This is a genomic window from Kineosporia succinea (genome assembly GCF_030811555.1).
GTDB classification, from domain to species: domain Bacteria; phylum Actinomycetota; class Actinomycetes; order Actinomycetales; family Kineosporiaceae; genus Kineosporia; species Kineosporia succinea.
In genome coordinates, this window is sequence record NZ_JAUSQZ010000001.1 from 6,544,821 (window position 1) to 6,560,307 (window position 15,487).

A 15,487-nucleotide genomic window follows, 5' to 3' on the forward strand; every position below is an offset into this window, starting at 1 on the left:
CGGGAGGGAGTTCTAGGCGCGGTCGTGCAGCGTGACGTGGTAACCGTCCGGGTCGGCGAAGGTGAAGGTGCGGCCGAACGGCCCGTCGAACGGCGCGGTGACGACGGTGTGGCCGTCGGCGGCCAGCGCGTCGTGGACGGCCTGGACGTCGGTGGCGTGCATCCAGACCGCCGCGCCGAGACCGGGCTGCGGCACCGACGCCAGGTCGGTGCCCGGGACGACGTCGCGCAGGGCGAACGCGATCGGCCGGGTCTCGAACACCACGGCGTGCGGCGGGCCGGCCGGCGAGCGCACCAGGCCGAGGTAGCGCTCGTAGAAGGCCTGTGAGGCAACGAGATCGCGGACCTGGAAGGAGATGAAGTCGGGACCGGTGACGGGCATGGGAGGGCTCCTCGTATTCGTGTCAGGTTCCTGACATGAGGGAAGCTATGTCAGAATGCTGACATGAGTCAAGGCGGCATCGACCTCGGCACCTCCGTGGGCTATCTCCTGAAGGAGGCCTCCAGCGCGCTGCGCACGGCGATGGAGGAGGTGCTGCGCCCGCTCGACCTGACCGTCACGCGCTACTCCTGCCTCGAGCTGCTGGCCCAGCGGCCCGGCCTGTCCGGCTCCGAGCTCGCGCGCGGGGCGTTCATCACCCGGCAGTCGATGAACGTGCTGCTGCAGACCCTGGAACGTGAGGGCCACGTGAGCCGCCCGACCCAGGCCCCGGTGGGCAAGGTCCTGCCCACCCAGCTCACCCCGCAGGGCCGTCGACTGCTCGGGAAGGCCACGACCGCAGTGCGTTCCGTGGAGGTCAGGATGCTCTCCGGCCTGAGCGGGGCCGAGCGCACCCAGGCCCTGCACCTCCTGCGCAGCATGATCGGCTCGCTCAACGACGTGGAGGGCTGAGGTCCGAAGACCCCAGCCCTCCGCGTGCACAACGGGTTACGAGGCGGACGTGACCAGTCGCCATTCACCGTCGCGCATCTCGAACTGCTTGCCGCTCACGCGCACGGACAGGGTCTTCCTGGTCGCCTTGTTGCCGTACTCGCCCAGTGCAGTGCCGGTCAGCCGGTAGGTGCCCGGAAGCAGGGTCTTGCCGGCGCTGTCCGTGCCGTCCCACAGGGCCTTCCACGAGGTCTCGCCGCCGCTCCAGCGGCGCAGGACGTCACCGTTGGCGCGGGTCAGGGTGAAGCTGGTGGACGCGGCCTTGGTCGCCTTCGCCGACAGGGACACCGAGTCGCGGTAGCCGTCCCGCACCGGGAACACCGTGCCCAGGCTGGTGCGCAGCGTCAGGCCCGGGGCCTTCGTCACGACCTCCACCGGCACGTCACCGGACTCGACCTGGTCGGCGCACTCCAGGTCCGGGTTGCTCAGATCCAGGGTGCCGCCGTCGGTGCCCCCACCGAGAACGTCACCCAGCGTGCTCCCCAGGCAGTTGAGCAGGGAATTGGTCTCCAGCACCGAGAGCCGGGCCGTGATGTCCTGATTCCCGGACACCGGCAGGCCGTCGTCGAGCGTGCCGTCCCAGACGAAGGTGCCCTCACCGGCCGGCTCGGCGGTGAGCGGCAGGCCGAGCAGCGACCCCCGCTCGTCCGAGACCGTCTTCTGCCCGATCACGGCCCCCTTCGCGTTCAGGAACTCCAGAACCACCACCCCGGACTCGGGGATCTCGTACGAGAAGGTGAGAGTGTCCTCCTTACCGTCACCATTCGGGCTGAAGCCCTCGCTCGAGGCGCTCAGCGAAGCCGCCGCCGGAGTGTCACCGTCGGCCGCGAGCGCCCCCGGCGCCACCGCCACCCCACCGGCGAGAACTACTGTCACAACACCAATACCGGCCAGGCCAGTGCGGATCCGCATGGGTAACTCCGATTCTCCAGGGCTTCCGGGTCGAGGAGCCCTAACGGTGCCCGGCGAGCGAACCTGAGATGCGGGAGCCTTCACATACCGACGCACCCCCATCGGCCCAGCCACCGGGCGCCGCAGAGCGGCGCTGCGTCACCGGCTACGCCGAACGACGTCCCCGAACGGCGTGTCCACGAGAGGGGGGCGGGACGCTCCGACGCCCGACGCGTCCACCATCAGTTACCGGACCTCACGCAGAACCCGGGGCACGGTGGCCTTTTCGGGCGTGGTGAACAACGGGCCCTGAGCCGCGTCGCAGCCCAGGGCCCGCAGGATCTCCGCCTGCGCCCGGCGCTCGACGCCCTCGGCGACCACCGTGTGCCGCAGGGCGTGAGCCATGCTCACGGCCGCCCCGGCGATCGCCGCGCTCTCCTCGAAACGGTCGACGTTCTCGATCAGCGACTCGTCGAGCTTGAGCACCTGGACCGGCGCCGTGCGCAGCCGCGACAGGGCCGAGAAACCGGAGCCGAAGTCGTCCATCGCCAGGCTCACGCCCAGCGAGCGCAGCCCGCTCAGCTGGGCGGTCACGGCCGGGTCGACGGTGAGGTAGGTGGCCTCGGTCAGTTCCAGCACGAGTGCGGACGCGGGAAGCCCGGTGCGCTCGAGGGTCTCGCTCACGGTCCGGGTGAAGTCGGTCGCGGCGAGGCTGCGCGCGGACAGGTTGACGCCGACGCGCTGCCGGGTGCCGGCCGCCCAGGCGCAGGCCTGGTCGAGCACCCACGCGTCCAGGTCGGCGATCATCCGGTACTCCTCGGCGAGCGGCACGAAGTCCGAGGGCCTCAGCTCCGCCGAGCCGGGCGGCTGCCAGCGCACCAGGGCCTCGTGCCCGGACACCCGCCGGTCGGCCAGGCGCACGATCGGCTCGTACCGCACCGACAGGCGTCCGTCGGCGATGGCCCCGCGCAGCTGCGAGACCAGGCGGATCTTGCGTTCGGCGTCGATCTGCATCTGGGTGTCGAAGACCGTGAGGCGGGCCCGGCCGGCGCGTTTGGACGCGTACATGGCCAGGTCGGCCCGCTGCAGGATCTCGTCGGTGCCGGGGGCCGGGACCGCGTCGTCGGTGCCGCTGAGGGCCACGCCGATACTGGCGCCGACCACGACCTCGCGGTTCTTGATCACCAGGGGTTTCTCGAGCTCCGCGGTGATCCGCCGGGCCAGGCCCTGCGCCTGGTCGGGGCCGGTGAAGCGGCCCGCCACGATGAACTCGTCGCCGCCGAGCCGGGCCACCACGTCGTCGTCGCGGCAGGTCTCGCGCAGCCGCCGGGCGGTGCGCACGAGCAGTTCGTCGCCGGCCTCGTGGCCCAGGCTGTCGTTGACCAGCTTGAAGCCGTCGAGGTCGATGAACAGCACACCGACCGGTGAGCCGCCCGGGTGCCGGGCCGCGACGAGCTGCTGCAGGCGCTCGCGCAGGGCCCGGCGGTTGGGCAGGCCGGTCAGTTCGTCGACGGAGGCCCGGCGGGCGAGCGTGTCGTGCAGTTCGCGCATCTCGGCCGAGGACACCTCCAGCGAGCGCTCGAGCAGGTAGCGGTCGCTGTCGGCCTCGGTGTAGGTGGCGCTGACCAGCTCGAGCAGGCGCGCCCAGTCCGGGGCCGGGGGCGGCTGCTCCGCGTCGAGCCTGAGGCGGCGCAGCTGACGGGCCAGGAGGCGGTGGGTCACGCGGCGGTCTCCTGGATCGTGGTGACGGTCAGCGTCTGGTTGAGCAGGCCGGAGGTGTGCTCGCCGATCGGGGAGATCTCGCCGTAGGAGTAGAACCCGGCCAGGTGCACGTCGGCGGGCAGGCGGGACATCACCATCTCGAGCTCGTCCTCGGTGCGCTGTCCCAGCACCGCGCGGCGCCCGACGCAGCTGACGACCAGGGCCAGGGTGGGCAGGCCGGGCACCAGGTCGGCGCGGCGCACGGCCTCGCCCGCGCCGTCCACCAGCTCGCCGGTGTTGGCGCGCAGCAGCCGGGCGATCGAGCCCTGCGGCACGTCACCGGTGAAGACGAGGCTCTGCGCGCTCTCGTCGAGGGCCTGCACGGTGCGCACGACGGCCCCTTGCCTGCCCTCCGGTGCGCGCACGGACAGCGGGAACATCAGCGTCGAGGCGGCCGTGTCACCCATCCGGTCGCCCAGGTAGGAGCGGTACAGCGTCAGCGCGGGCTGCCCGTCGAGCTCGTGCACGACATTGCCCTCGGCACGGGTGACGAGCCGCTCGGGGCCCAGGATGCTCCAGCCACCACCGGCGCCGTGACCGACGCGCACGTGCGGTCCGCTCAGCCCGAGCACCGAGACCATGCCGGTGCGGGGCCGCCCGTCGACCAGGACCCAGGTGTGGTCGAACCGGTCGCCGTCACCGGCCAGGCCACCGGTGATCACCGCGGTGCCGGCGCAGCCGTCGCTGAGCCCCTGGGCCAGCTGGGCGCCGTTGGCCCGCAGCCCGTCCGAGAGCACGAACACCCCGGCCAGGTCCGGTTCGGCGGCGACCAGGCGCGCGGCCAGGTCCCGCCCCACCGCCGCGGAGTCGGTGCCCCCGCCGATCGGCCCGGTCAGCAGCCGCAGGCGGGTACTCGCGAACTGGGCCACGGCCACGCTCACGGTGGCGTCGTCGATCGTCCCGCCGAGAATCTCCCCGGCCGTCGAGCACCCCATGACGACGGACGCGGGGTACGCCTCGAGGAGGCCGGCGAGAGGACCGCCGGGGTCGGGTGGGGTGTCGTCCGCGATCACCGCGGGCGAGGCGAACACCAGCACCAGCGTGGACGGGCCGTCCCAGGCCGGCAGCGGCTCGCCGAACCCCTCCCCCGGACGCCACTGCCCGCTCCATGCCCTCATCGTGTCTTCCCTCTGCTCGTTCCTTCGGCTCGGCACACCTCCCTCAGCGGTCGGCCGTCGGGAAATGCGACTTGAGCCCGTGCCCGGCCCGCTCGGGCGGGGCAGACTGGAGGATGCCCGCTCCCGGTCCGCCCGCCGACGGTCACGTCCACACCGAGTGGTCGTGGGACGCCCGGCGCGTGGGTGACATGCGCGCCACCTGCGAGGCCGCCGTCGCGCGGGGCCTGCCCGCCGTCGCCTTCACCGAGCACGTCGACTTCACGCCGTTCCGGGCCGGTTCCCTCCCCGGCCACTATCCGGAGATGGCCGCCTTCGTCACCGACGGCGTGCTCCAGGCCCCGCCCCTGGACGTGGACGGCTACCTGGAGAGCGTGGACCGGTGCCGGGCCGCGTTCGGGCAGCTGCGGATCCTCACCGGCGTGGAGGTAGGCCAGCCGCACCGGCACCCGCGCGAGGTCGCCGACCTGCTCGCGGGCGGCCGGTTCGACCGGGTTCTCGGGTCACTGCACTGCCTGCCCGACGGCGACTCCTTCGCCGAGCCCTGGGAACTGTTCCGGCACCGCCCGCCCGCCGAGGTGTTCCGTGACTACCTGGCCGAGATCCCGCGTCTGGTCTCGGGTTCGGCGGCCTTCGGCGCTCTGGCCCACCTGGACTACCCGGTGCGCAGCTGGCCCGCCGGGAGTGCCCCCTTCGACCCGCGCGACTTCGAGGACGACCTGCGCCACGCCCTCGAGGCCCTGGCCGGGGCCGGGCGCGCGCTGGAGATCAACACCCGGCTGCCGCTGCACCCGCTGATCCTGCGCTGGTGGGCGCAGGAGGGTGGGCGCCTGGTCACCTTCGGCAGCGACGCGCACCGCCCGGCCGACGTCGGGCACGGGCTGGCCGAGGCCGGTGAACGCGCCCGGTCGGCCGGGTTCAGGCCGGACCGGAATCCCGCGGCGCCGTGGTTCCTTCGCTGATCAACCTCCGCGGACGCGTCTGCAGGCCACCGGCGGCCGTGAGCGCGCAGGCACCGACGACGGCGACCAGGATGCCCGTCCCCGGGCTCGCCGGGATCTCCACCGCCACGCCGCCGAGCAGGGTCCCGGCCGCGATCCCCACGCTGAAGGCGCTGACCACCCAGGCGTTGGCCTCGGTGGTCACGTCACCGGGAGCTATCCGCCCGACGACGTCGAAGACCTGGGTCAGCAGCGGCGGCAGTCCGAGACCGGCGACGAAGGCGCACACCAGCCACCCGGCCGTCGGCAGCCCCACGGCTGCCGTCGGCAGGTACAGGGCCGCCAGGACGAGGAGCAACCGCCGGATCATCACCTCCGGCGCCGGGCGCAGGGGGAACGCGGCGACGAGCACCGCTCCCAGCAGGGCGCCGACCGCGTTCGCCGCCAGTCCCCAGCCGGCCGCCGCGTCGACGCCGGCCCGATCGGCGTGCGTGGTGGCGGTGATGGTCAGGACCCCGATGGGCAGACCGGCCGTGGCCTGGGCCCGCACGAGCACCCGCAGCGCGCCGATGCGCAGGGCCGACGGACGGCCCCGGGTCCGGCGGCGGCGGGCTGCGTTCCAGGCGTCCGCCGGGCGGCGGTGAAGGCAGAACAGCACCGTGCCGAGCAGACCCAGCAGGCCCATGAGACGAACCGCGCCCGGCGCACCGAAGGTCGAGACCGCGAGCACCGTGAGCAGCGGACCGACGATGAACAGGACCTCCTGAACCGCGACGTCCGCGCTGAAGGCACGGTGCAGGCGTTCGGGCTCGGGGAACAGACGCGGCCAGAACCCTCGCAGCGTCGGCTCCAGCGGCGGGGACATGAAGCCGGCGAGCGCGGCCGCCGCCAGGACCACCGGGGCCGTCCGCACCGAGCCGGCCAGGAGCAGCAGCGCCGCGGCCGAGACCACCGCCGATCCGATGAGAACCGGCCGGGGGCGCCCGGTTCGGTCCACCAGACGCCCCAGCAGCGGCTGCCCCAGCGTCCCGGCCAGGACGAACGCCGCCGTGGCGGCGGCGGCCAGCGAGTACGTGCCCCCGCCGCCGACCACCAGCTGCACGACGGCCAGGGCGCTCATGGCCTGGGGAAGGCGGCCGACCGCCGAGGCGGTGAGCAGGGTCGCGGCCGTCCGGGCCGCGGGGATCATCACGGCGTCGTCGGGGGCCGCGGTGTCGGTGCCGGTCATGGTTCTCCGTCCTGATGGGAACCCGCAGCGAACACCGTGGGCGTCCCGGGGAGGGGCGACGGGCGTCATGGGTATGCCATGGGTATCTTCACCGGATGGCCAAGCTGCGCTACGAGGAGGTCGCCGACGAGCTCCTGGCCCGTCATCTCCGGGTTCGCGACGGCCGCCAGCTCCCCACCGAACTGCAGCTCGCCGCCGAACTGGCGGTGAGCCGGACCACGGTGCGCCGGGCCCTGGCCCTGCTCGCGACGGCCGGTGAGGTGGTGCGCCGGCCGGGTGCGGGCACGTTCGCCCTCCGGGACGCGAGCGACGAGTCCACTCCGGGCATCCGGTTCGGCGCCCTGGCTCACATCGCGGAGATCCGGGCCTTCGACGACGACGCGGTGGTCACCGAGGAACTCCTGGAGGCGCTCGTCGTCCCCGTCCCCGACGCCCTGCGCGCGCTCTTCCCACCCGGGCGACCCGGACCACCCGGACCACCCGGATCGCCCGGGCCGCCCCGCCCGGCCCTGTGGCCCCGTCTGCCCACGGCCCGGGTCACCCCGACCGCGTCCGGCGACGGCACGCCCCTGGTCGTCGCCTCCACCCGCGCGGTGCGCGTGGGCGGACGCGTGCTGGGTGTCCTGGACGCCCACACCGAGGTCACCGCCGCCCGTCGCACCGCCCGCGCGGGCGAGGACTTCGGCCAGCCCATCCCCGACGACGCCGTCTTCCAGGTCCGGGTGACCCGGGCCGGCCCCCGCCGGGCCCAGATCCTCGGGATCCCCGCGGCCGCGCCGGTGCTCACCTCTCGCCGTATCGCCTCCCAGCAACGCCGGGTCGTCGAGGTGAGCACCCTGGCCATGGCCGCCGACCTCGGCGAGTTCGTCGTCCGCACGGACACCCGCCGGCGCAGCCGGGACGAGCTGCTGGCCGCGGTCCGGCTGATCGGCCCCGACCTGCACACCTGAACGACCACGGCAAGGTCGCCCGTCCCCGGGCCCGGAGGCCCGTCCGTCGGAAGGGCGATGGACGCGACGGCGCCCCGCGGGCAGGCTGTGCCCGCACCCGGCCACGAGGTCGTCGGCGCGACCTCTGGCAGGAGCATCTCCGGTGCCCCTCTACCGCACCCCGCCCGTACCCGAGCGGGTCTACGAGGCCGTCGGGGCCGTCAGCACCGGCGACACCCGGCACATCCCGCTGCACGTCTGGGTCGGTGAGTGGCAGGGCAGCCTGCTCGGGGTCATGACCGATCACTGCGTCGACCCGGCCCTGCCGGCCACCGCCGCGTTCCGGCGCCTGCGGCACGTGAGCAGCGTGCAGCACTGCCTCGTCCACGAAGACCTGCCCGCGATCACCGGGCTGCCCGGCCGCCGGGTCGACGAGGTCGACGGGGAGATGGTCACCTACGCGTTCTCCACCACCCGGATCATGGTGGACGCGTCGGTCGCCTCCGCGGACGTCTTCACCTACCGGAACCTGACGTTCGCGGTGAGCTCGGATCCGCTCGCGCACACCTTCGTCGTGTTCCGGCCCGCCGGGCTCACCGGCTGGCCGGAACTGCGCACCCGGGAACGGGACCCGTGGTGAGCCACCTACGCGAGATCCGCGATGTCCAGCGAGACCTCGGACTCCGGGCGCCCGACGCAGGTCAGCACGTACCCGTCCGCCCGCTGCGACCCGGGCAGGCAGTTGGGCTCGTTCATCCGCACCCGGCCACCCAGCAGCTTCACCACGCACTCGCCGCAGTTGCCGACCGTGCACGAGTACGGCATCGGCAGGCCCGCCGCCAGACCGGCGTCGAGAAGTGTTTCACCCGGGGCCACCTCGACCGTCCCGACCGGCGCACCGCCGTCACTCACCTGCATGCGGTGCGCCGCACCCGACGCCGGGCCTGAGGTGCCGTCCACCGCACTGGTGTAGCTCTCGAGCCGGATCCGTTCCGCGGCAACACCTCTGGCGAGCAGGGTCTCCCGGCCCGCCTCCATCATGGTGTCCGGGCCACACAGGTGGTAGCGGGCCTCCGGCGAAGGACGCACGTGGTCCAGCCAGTCACTCAGGGAGCCTGCGGTGATGCGGCCCGTCCGACCCTTCCACCCCGGGCCCGGCCGGGTGAGCTGGTGGGTGACGTCGACGCGGGACGACCGGGTCAGCTCCCGGTCGAAGATGATGCCGGCCTCGTCGCGGTTGCCGTACAGCAGGTGCATCCGGGCCGAACCGGAGCGGATCATGCTCATCATCGGCGTGATGCCGCTGCCCGCCGCGATCATGACGAGTTCACCCGCGCCCGCGTCCCCGAAGAGGGAACCCGAGGGACCCCGGACGTCCACCGCGTCCCCCGTGCGCAGCTTTGCGTGGACGTGCCCGGAGAAGGCACCACCCTCGACCCGTTTGACGGTGATCTCGAGGGCGGTCGCGCCCGGCACCGACGACGCGGAGTAGGCCCGGCGGAGCGTACGCCCGCCGACCTCGACGGACACCGTGAAGAACTGCCCCGGCGTGAAGTCGACCGGGGCCCCGTCGCTCAGCACCACCGTGATCGCGTCGGGCGTCTCCCGGCGCAGGGCCGTCACTTTCAGGCGACGGACGCGCGGTGCGGCTTCGAGGGCGAGGTACCCCTCCTTCTCCAGCGCGGCACCGGTCTGGCGGCCCATGAGCCGCCGGGTGAGGGCCGGGAACCGCCCCAGCAGGTAGCCGAGCGAGCGGATGAGCGGCCCACCCCGCACGGCCGGGTTCGCCGCCAGGTGCCCGGTGGCCAGCACGTTCAGGTCGACCATGCGCCCGGCGTCGAGGTGCGCGTCCGGCGACCACAGCCGGGCCTCACGCACCGGCTCACTGTCGGCCAGCCAGGCCTGCCCGACGTCGACCACCAGGGCCGCGTGGGGGCTCATCCCGCGTAAGGCCATGCCGTTCAGCAGTTCTGGGTCGGTGCTGATCGTGGCGCGCCCGTGCACGTGCAGCACCTGCGGGCGGCCGGGCACCAGCACCGCCAGCGCGACGCGGTCGTCCTGCAGCACGTTGTGCAGGGTGTCGGCACGGCGGTTGCCTCGACGGTCGGGGATCGCGACCGTGCGGCCGTCGAGGATCTGCACGAAGCCCGGACGGTCGCCGCGCGGGCTGGTGTCGCTGCGCCCGGCGTCGTCGCCACTGCTGAGGAAGAGGAACGGTGCGACGGCCAGAAAGGACTGCACAGCGGGATCTTTGAGGGGACCGTCGGTGATGTCGCCGCGGAGCACGGGCCGGCGCGACGACGCGGGCGGGTGCCACAGCCGCGCGCGGCCGATCGCCCGGGCGCAGTGCACGAACATCTCCTCGACCGTGACGACGGCCCGGGAACCGTCGTGCTCGCGCACGGTCCCGTTGAGGCGGAGCACCTCGCTGACGCCCGGGAACAGGACGACGAGCGACGCTCCGCCGCCCGGGGCGGGCCGGGCCTGGGCGGACGGCAGGGTGAGGGCGAGGCGCCGTGGCGACAGCACCTCGAGGAAACCGGCCCGGCCGCCGACGAGGGTGCTGCGCCGCACCCCGTCCTCGTCCTGGTACCCCAGGGCCGCGACCGGTGACTGCCCCAGCACCGGCGCGGTGGCCCGGTCGACGTGGTCGATCTGCTTGAGCATGACCGCGGACATCGGTGCGCCGAGCAGGTTCTCGATCTCCTGCGCCGTGCTGACGCCCATCAGTCGAGCCCCTTGCGGCCGGGGGTCCAGAACGGCTTGGTCAGCACGTCGCGACGCGGCCGACCGTGTTCCCCGACGAGCTGACGGCGCACCCACTGACCGGGAACCCCGTCCAGCCCGGCCAGATCCGGGCCACCGAGCGTCACCGCCCGCCATCGCGCGCCTCTGCGCCCGGCAGCCTGCACCGTGCCCTTCACCAGCAACCGGTCGAGCAGCCGTCGTCTCACCATCATGTCCCTTGCATCCCGTCGTCCGCTGGCTCCTTCACCGTAGGCTGGCTGGTGAACGGATGGCGGCCAACCGATACCGCGCAACGGCCAACCCCCACCACAACCACCGGAAGGCGACCGTGAACAGCCCGATCCTCAGCATCGAGCACGGCCACACCTCGGCGATCCCGGCGATGTCCACGCACCGCCACCCCGAGCCGGTGCTGATGTGGAGCACCACGGCCACGGTCGCCGGCACGATCGGCGCCCGGGACTGGCTGTTCCCACCCGGCCACGGCATCTGGGTCCCGGGCGGCGTGGAGCACGGCGGCGGCACCGTGATCCGCGAGGGCGACCTCTCCATCGTCCATCTCGGCCCCGACCCGTGCCCGGTCGACTGGACCGAGCCGACCGGCTTCGCCGTCAGCCCCCTGCTCGACGAGCTGCTGCGTCACCTGCACGACACCGACCCGCTCGAGAAGACGCGTCCTCTCGCCGAGGCCCTGATGTTCGAGCTGCTCACGCCGCTGCCCGCCCACGACATCCCGCTGACCCTGCCCACCGACCCCAGGGTGCGGGCCGTGGCCGAGCAGCTCCTGGCGGATCCGTCCGACCAGCGCGAACTCTCGGCCTGGGCCGACCACGTGCACGCCGGAACCCGCACCCTGTCCAGACTGTTCCGCGCCGAGACCGGCCTGACGTTCGCCGACTGGCGTACCCAGGTCCGCATCCGCGCAGCCGTGCAGCTGCTGGGCGCCGGCCGGCCCGTCAACGCCACCGCCCACGCCGTCGGCTACCGGCGGCCGAGCGCGTTCATCAGCGCGTTCCGGCGGGTGACCGGGCAGACACCGGGCACCTACCGGGCGCGGCTTCCGTAGCACCGGCACGAACAGGACCCCGCCGTCACCATCTCCGGCGAGAGCACCTCCGACGGCGGGAACCCCGACTCCGGCGGCTGTTTCAATGACGGCGCCCCGGCCGGGAGGCCGGCGTTCCCCGCCCCCTGAACGGTTTTCCCGACCGCGTAGCCTGGCCGGATGGACGTGCTCGGCGAGGCGCTCGCGGGAATCCGGATCGGCCGGGCCGAGGCCTGCTCGGTGCGCCAGTCCGGGGCCTGGGGCTGGCGGTACCCGGCGTTCCCGGGCAGCGGTTTCCACCTGGTGCTGAGCGGTGAGGCGTGGCTCGTCACGGCGAGCGCCCCGCCCCGGCGCCTGGGCGCGGGCGACGTGGTGTTCACGCCGTGGGGTGCCGAGCACGGGCTGAGTCACGCCCCGGCCCCGCTCAGCGGTCTGCCCCGGGCCGTGCGCCGAGAGGACCTGCCCCAGCCGGCGCGCCCCGACGTGGAGTTCCTGTGCGGTGCGTACTGGCTCGACCACGGCCCGGTGCCGCACTACCTGCGCTCGCTGCCGGAGGTCGTCGCGGTGTCCCCCGACCACGGGCGCAGCCCGCAGATGCGTCCGCTGATGGAGCTGGTGCGGGCGGGCCTGGCCGACGCCGGGCCGGCGTCCGAGGTGACGCGGCCCGCCCTGCTCGACCTGGTGCTGACCCATCTGCTGCGGCAGTGGGTCGACGAGAACGCGGGTGGGCTCCCGCCGTGGGCCGGCGACGCGGCGATCGCGCGGGTGCTGGAGCGGGTGCACGAGGCGCCGGAGAAGCCGTGGACGGTGCCTGACCTCAGCGCGGTGGCCGGGCTGTCGAAAACGGCCTTCACGCAGCGTTTCACGAACGCGGTGGGGCAGTCGCCGATGCGCTACCTGACCGGGCAGCGCCTGCACCGGGCGGCCCGTCTGCTGCGGGAGACCGACCTGCCGCTGGCCTCGATCGCGCGCCGGGTGGGTTACTCCACCGAGTTCGCGCTGAGCGGGGCGTTCCGGCGTGAGTACGGCCTCGCCCCCGGCCGGTTCCGGGCCGGGCCTGCGGCCTGAGCGGTGACGACCCGGGCGCGCGCGGGGAGGCGGTAGGCCCCGTCGGTGGTGCGGTACTGCTCCAGGTCCTCGGACATCATCTGCCGGGCCCGGGCCAGCTCGTCGTGGTCCAGGCGGCCGAAGAGCGCCGCGAGCGGCCCGATCCCGGTGCCGAAGCGCCACCAGGCGTCGAAGTCCGGGTACTCGGCCCGCCACTCGTACCAGCGGCCCTCGACGTGCTGGAGCCCGGCGGCACGCAGGTGTTCCTCGAGTTCCTCGGGCCGGGCCCGGAACATCGCCTCGAGCCGGGGCACCCTCCCCTCGGGCAGGATCCGCCGCAGCAGCGGCAGCCCGACGCCGGTGTACGGGCTGTCGGCCAGGTCGCTCCAGGTGGCCAGGCTCAGCACGCCGCCGGGCCGCAGGATCCGCGCCGCCTCCCGGGCCGCGACGTCGAACGGCGCCGTGCCGGGCAGGAACAACCCCATCCGCGAGATCACGCCGTCGGCGGTGCCGTCGCCCATCTCGAGCCGGGCCAGGTCCATGCGCCGGAACCCGACGGCGAGCCCCTCACGCCCCGCCGCGGCCCGCCCGGCGTCCAGCACCTCGTGGTCGAGGTCCACGGCCGTGATCCGCAGATCGCCGCGCCGCCGGGCCAGTGCCAGGCTGAGACCTCCGGTGCCGCAGGCCAGCTGAACGACGTGCGCCCCGGCCGGCAGGGCGTGCAGCGGTGCCAGGACCGGGTCGATCACCCCGTCGAGGAGCCTCATCGTGTTGTCCGTCGCGCCGCTCATCGGTGTTGCCTCCTGCTCACGCACTGCTTCTCGGTCGTCCCCGATTCAAACCGGGCCGGGGACGCCGGGCCATACGTGCGTGTTCAGCGTGCATACGCGAGCGGACGCGCGCCGGGAGGGTTTCCGAGGTCGCGTGGGGCGGTCAGGACTTCGTGCGCTGCGGGGCGGCCTCACCCTGGCCGCCGACCGAGACGTCCTGGCTCTTGCCGCCCCGGCGCCTGACGACGTTGCTGAGCGACACGAGCGCCCGGGACACCCGCGTGGGCCCGTTGCGCTTCTCGATGCGGTACGCGACCATCCGGGCCACGGCGGCGAGCGCCGGCACGGCGACGGTCAGCAGCAGCCAGGTGCGCAGACGACGACTGAAGAATGCCCACATACGGACCTCCGGTGAGTTCGGGAACGTACGGGCAGCTTCTCCCGGCCCGTCCGGGGCAGCGATTCGAGTCCCCCCCCCTCAGCGCCCTCGTGGACTCAGGTGCCGCAAAAGGTCCGGTACGTGCCGAAGTCCGCCGGGGCCCCGAGCGCGTAGCGTTCCCGGCCGGAATGTTCCGTGTAGGGGTCGGTCACCGCCTCGAGCAGGTGCGCCAGCGGGTCGAGGTCGCCGGCCGTGGCGGCGGCCAGGGCTTCTTCGACCAGGTGGTTGCGCGGGATGTGGACCGGGTTGGCGCGGTCCATCCGATCGGCGTCCGGGGCCAGGGCCTTCCAGCGGGCCAGCCACCCGGTGAGGGCCGCGGGGTCGGGGAACTGATCGAGGACGCGGGTGTCGTCGCCGCGGGCGGCACCGGCCAGGGAACGGAAGAAGGACGTGTAGTCGACCTGGTTCACCGCGAGGAGGTCGAGCAGGTCGGTGGCCAGCTGGGTGTCGGAGGAGTCGGCCACCCCGAGCTTGGCCCGCATCCCGGCCGACCAGAACTCCTCGAACCGCGGCAGGAAGCCCTTGAGCGCCTCCCCGGCCAGCTCGACGGCCCGGTCCTGGTCGTCGTCGAACAGTGGCAGCAGGGCCTCGGCCAGGCGGGCCAGGTTCCACTCGGCGACCGCCGGCTGATTGCGGTAGGCGTACCGGCCGCCGTGGTCGATCGAGCTGAAGACCGCGGCCGGGTCGTAGACGTCCAGGAAGGCGCAGGGGCCGTAGTCGATCGTCTCGCCGGAGATCGTCATGTTGTCGGTGTTCATCACGCCGTGCACGAAGCCCAGCAGCATCCAGCGGGCCACCAGCTCGGCCTGGGCCCTCACCACCGCCTCGTACAGGGCCACGGCGGGACGCCCGGCCTGCGCCGCGTGCGGGTGGTGACGACTCACCGCGTGGTCGGCCAGGCGGCGCAGCAGGTCGACGTCACCGGTGGCCCGGGCGTACTGGAAGCTGCCCACCCGCAGGTGGCTGCTCGCCACCCGGGCGAGAACCGCTCCGGGCAGGACGGTTTCACGCTGCACCGCGCGGCCGGTCGCCACCACGGCGAGCGAGCGCGTCGTGGGCACGCCGAGGGCGTTCATGGCCTGGCTGATCACGTACTCGCGCAGCATCGGGCCGATCACGGCCCGGCCGTCGCCGGCCCGGGCGAACGGGGTGCGGCCCGAGCCCTTCAGGTGCAGGTCGCGCAGGGTGCCGTCGGACGCGGTGAGCTCCCCCAGCAGCAGGGCCCGCCCGTCGCCGAGGCCGGGGTTGAAGCCGCCGAACTGGTGCCCGGAGTAGGCCTGGGCCACCGGGGTCGCGCCGTCGGGCACCCCCGTGCCGACCAGCAGGTCCAGACCGGCCGGGCTCCGCAGCCAGGCCGGGTCGAGCCCCAGGTCGGCCGCGAGCGCCTCGTCCAGCACCAGCAACTGCGGCTCGGGGGCGCCCTCCCCCTTCCAGGGAACGGCCATCTCCGGGAACTCGCGGGCGAAACGGTGGTCCAGGCGGACCGTGGCGGACGGGGTGATGCTCATGACGTCGAGCCTACGTCGGTGTGCCCGGGCCGCCATCCGCCCGGACCGTGCACCCGGGCGCCTTATGCATGAAATATGCGGTCCTTAACACTCTGTCCGGTACGTTGCGGTTCCCGATCGCCGGGTCCGACCCAT

General features: G+C 73.6%; 16 protein-coding genes. 6 read left to right on the forward strand and 10 right to left on the reverse strand.

Annotated features, from left to right (window positions below; translation table 11 throughout):
• Positions 1 to 12: 12 nt before the first annotated feature.
• Complete coding sequence (locus J2S57_RS28960) at positions 13 to 381, reverse strand: VOC family protein (RefSeq protein ID WP_307248864.1); 369 nt, start codon at positions 379 to 381, stop codon at positions 13 to 15.
• A 63-nt stretch (positions 382 to 444) separates the two neighbouring features.
• On the opposite strand from J2S57_RS28960, the gene J2S57_RS28965 reads away from it, so the two are divergent.
• Positions 445 to 891, forward strand: coding sequence for a MarR family winged helix-turn-helix transcriptional regulator (locus tag J2S57_RS28965; protein ID WP_307248866.1), 447 nt, complete (start codon positions 445 to 447; stop codon positions 889 to 891).
• A gap of 36 nt (positions 892 to 927) precedes the next feature.
• Here the strand turns inward: J2S57_RS28965 and J2S57_RS28970 are convergent, their stop codons facing one another.
• From J2S57_RS28970 to J2S57_RS28980, 3 genes are all read right to left on the reverse strand, one after another.
• The gene (locus J2S57_RS28970; protein WP_307248868.1) at positions 928 to 1,842 is read right to left on the reverse strand and encodes a flagellar hook assembly protein FlgD; all 915 of its coding nucleotides are present in this window, start codon (positions 1,840 to 1,842) and stop codon (positions 928 to 930) included.
• 225 nt (positions 1,843 to 2,067) lie between these two features.
• The gene (locus J2S57_RS28975) at positions 2,068 to 3,543 is read right to left on the reverse strand and encodes a putative bifunctional diguanylate cyclase/phosphodiesterase (protein WP_307248870.1); all 1,476 of its coding nucleotides are present in this window, start codon (positions 3,541 to 3,543) and stop codon (positions 2,068 to 2,070) included.
• On the reverse strand, positions 3,540 to 4,700 hold the full coding sequence (locus tag J2S57_RS28980; RefSeq protein WP_307248872.1) for an FIST signal transduction protein: 1,161 nt from the start codon (positions 4,698 to 4,700) through the stop codon (positions 3,540 to 3,542). The genes J2S57_RS28975 and J2S57_RS28980 overlap by 4 nt, the downstream gene beginning before the upstream one ends.
• 113 nt (positions 4,701 to 4,813) lie before the next feature.
• On the opposite strand from J2S57_RS28980, the gene J2S57_RS28985 reads away from it, so the two are divergent.
• On the forward strand, positions 4,814 to 5,659 hold the full coding sequence (locus tag J2S57_RS28985) for a PHP domain-containing protein (RefSeq protein ID WP_307248874.1): 846 nt from the start codon (positions 4,814 to 4,816) through the stop codon (positions 5,657 to 5,659).
• Here the strand turns inward: J2S57_RS28985 and J2S57_RS28990 are convergent.
• Positions 5,616 to 6,866, reverse strand: coding sequence for an MFS transporter (locus J2S57_RS28990; RefSeq protein WP_307248876.1), 1,251 nt, complete (start codon positions 6,864 to 6,866; stop codon positions 5,616 to 5,618). The genes J2S57_RS28985 and J2S57_RS28990 overlap by 44 nt on opposite strands.
• Before the next feature lie 95 nt (positions 6,867 to 6,961).
• On the opposite strand from J2S57_RS28990, the gene J2S57_RS28995 reads away from it, so the two are divergent.
• Both J2S57_RS28995 and J2S57_RS29000 read left to right on the forward strand, forming a co-directional pair.
• A complete protein-coding gene (locus tag J2S57_RS28995) occupies positions 6,962 to 7,816 on the forward strand; it encodes a GntR family transcriptional regulator (RefSeq protein WP_307248878.1) in 855 nt (284 codons plus the stop codon).
• Positions 7,817 to 7,958: 142 nt separating this feature from the next.
• Positions 7,959 to 8,435, forward strand: coding sequence for a hypothetical protein (locus tag J2S57_RS29000; RefSeq protein ID WP_307248880.1), 477 nt, complete (start codon positions 7,959 to 7,961; stop codon positions 8,433 to 8,435).
• Between the two features lie 5 nt (positions 8,436 to 8,440).
• Here the strand turns inward: J2S57_RS29000 and J2S57_RS29005 are convergent, their stop codons facing one another.
• Together J2S57_RS29005 and J2S57_RS29010 are read right to left on the reverse strand one after the other, a co-directional pair.
• A complete protein-coding gene (locus J2S57_RS29005) occupies positions 8,441 to 10,522 on the reverse strand; it encodes a 2Fe-2S iron-sulfur cluster-binding protein (RefSeq protein WP_307248882.1) in 2,082 nt (693 codons plus the stop codon).
• Positions 10,522 to 10,755 (reverse strand): hypothetical protein, encoded by a 234-nt coding sequence (locus J2S57_RS29010; protein ID WP_307248885.1) that lies wholly within the window; start codon positions 10,753 to 10,755, stop codon positions 10,522 to 10,524. Before J2S57_RS29010 ends, J2S57_RS29005 begins: the two co-directional genes overlap by 1 nt.
• A gap of 56 nt (positions 10,756 to 10,811) precedes the next feature.
• On the opposite strand from J2S57_RS29010, the gene J2S57_RS29015 reads away from it, so the two are divergent.
• Both J2S57_RS29015 and J2S57_RS29020 read left to right on the forward strand, forming a co-directional pair.
• Positions 10,812 to 11,609, forward strand: a complete 798-nt coding sequence (locus tag J2S57_RS29015) for a helix-turn-helix domain-containing protein (protein WP_307248887.1) — start codon at positions 10,812 to 10,814, stop codon at positions 11,607 to 11,609.
• Between the two features lie 159 nt (positions 11,610 to 11,768).
• A complete protein-coding gene (locus tag J2S57_RS29020; RefSeq protein ID WP_307248889.1) occupies positions 11,769 to 12,656 on the forward strand; it encodes an AraC family transcriptional regulator in 888 nt (295 codons plus the stop codon).
• On the opposite strand, the gene J2S57_RS29025 is transcribed toward J2S57_RS29020, so the two are convergent.
• The 3 genes from J2S57_RS29025 to J2S57_RS29035 all read right to left on the reverse strand — a co-directional run bounded on the left by J2S57_RS29025 (position 12,569) and on the right by J2S57_RS29035 (position 15,352).
• Positions 12,569 to 13,426, reverse strand: coding sequence for a class I SAM-dependent methyltransferase (locus J2S57_RS29025; RefSeq protein WP_307248891.1), 858 nt, complete (start codon positions 13,424 to 13,426; stop codon positions 12,569 to 12,571). The two genes, J2S57_RS29020 and J2S57_RS29025, sit on opposite strands and share 88 nt — an antisense overlap.
• A 142-nt stretch (positions 13,427 to 13,568) precedes the next feature.
• Positions 13,569 to 13,805 (reverse strand): hypothetical protein, encoded by a 237-nt coding sequence (locus tag J2S57_RS29030; RefSeq protein WP_307248893.1) that lies wholly within the window; start codon positions 13,803 to 13,805, stop codon positions 13,569 to 13,571.
• 95 nt (positions 13,806 to 13,900) lie between these two features.
• Positions 13,901 to 15,352, reverse strand: a complete 1,452-nt coding sequence (locus J2S57_RS29035) for a protein adenylyltransferase SelO (RefSeq protein WP_307248895.1) — start codon at positions 15,350 to 15,352, stop codon at positions 13,901 to 13,903.
• Between the last annotated feature and the right edge of the window lie 135 nt (positions 15,353 to 15,487).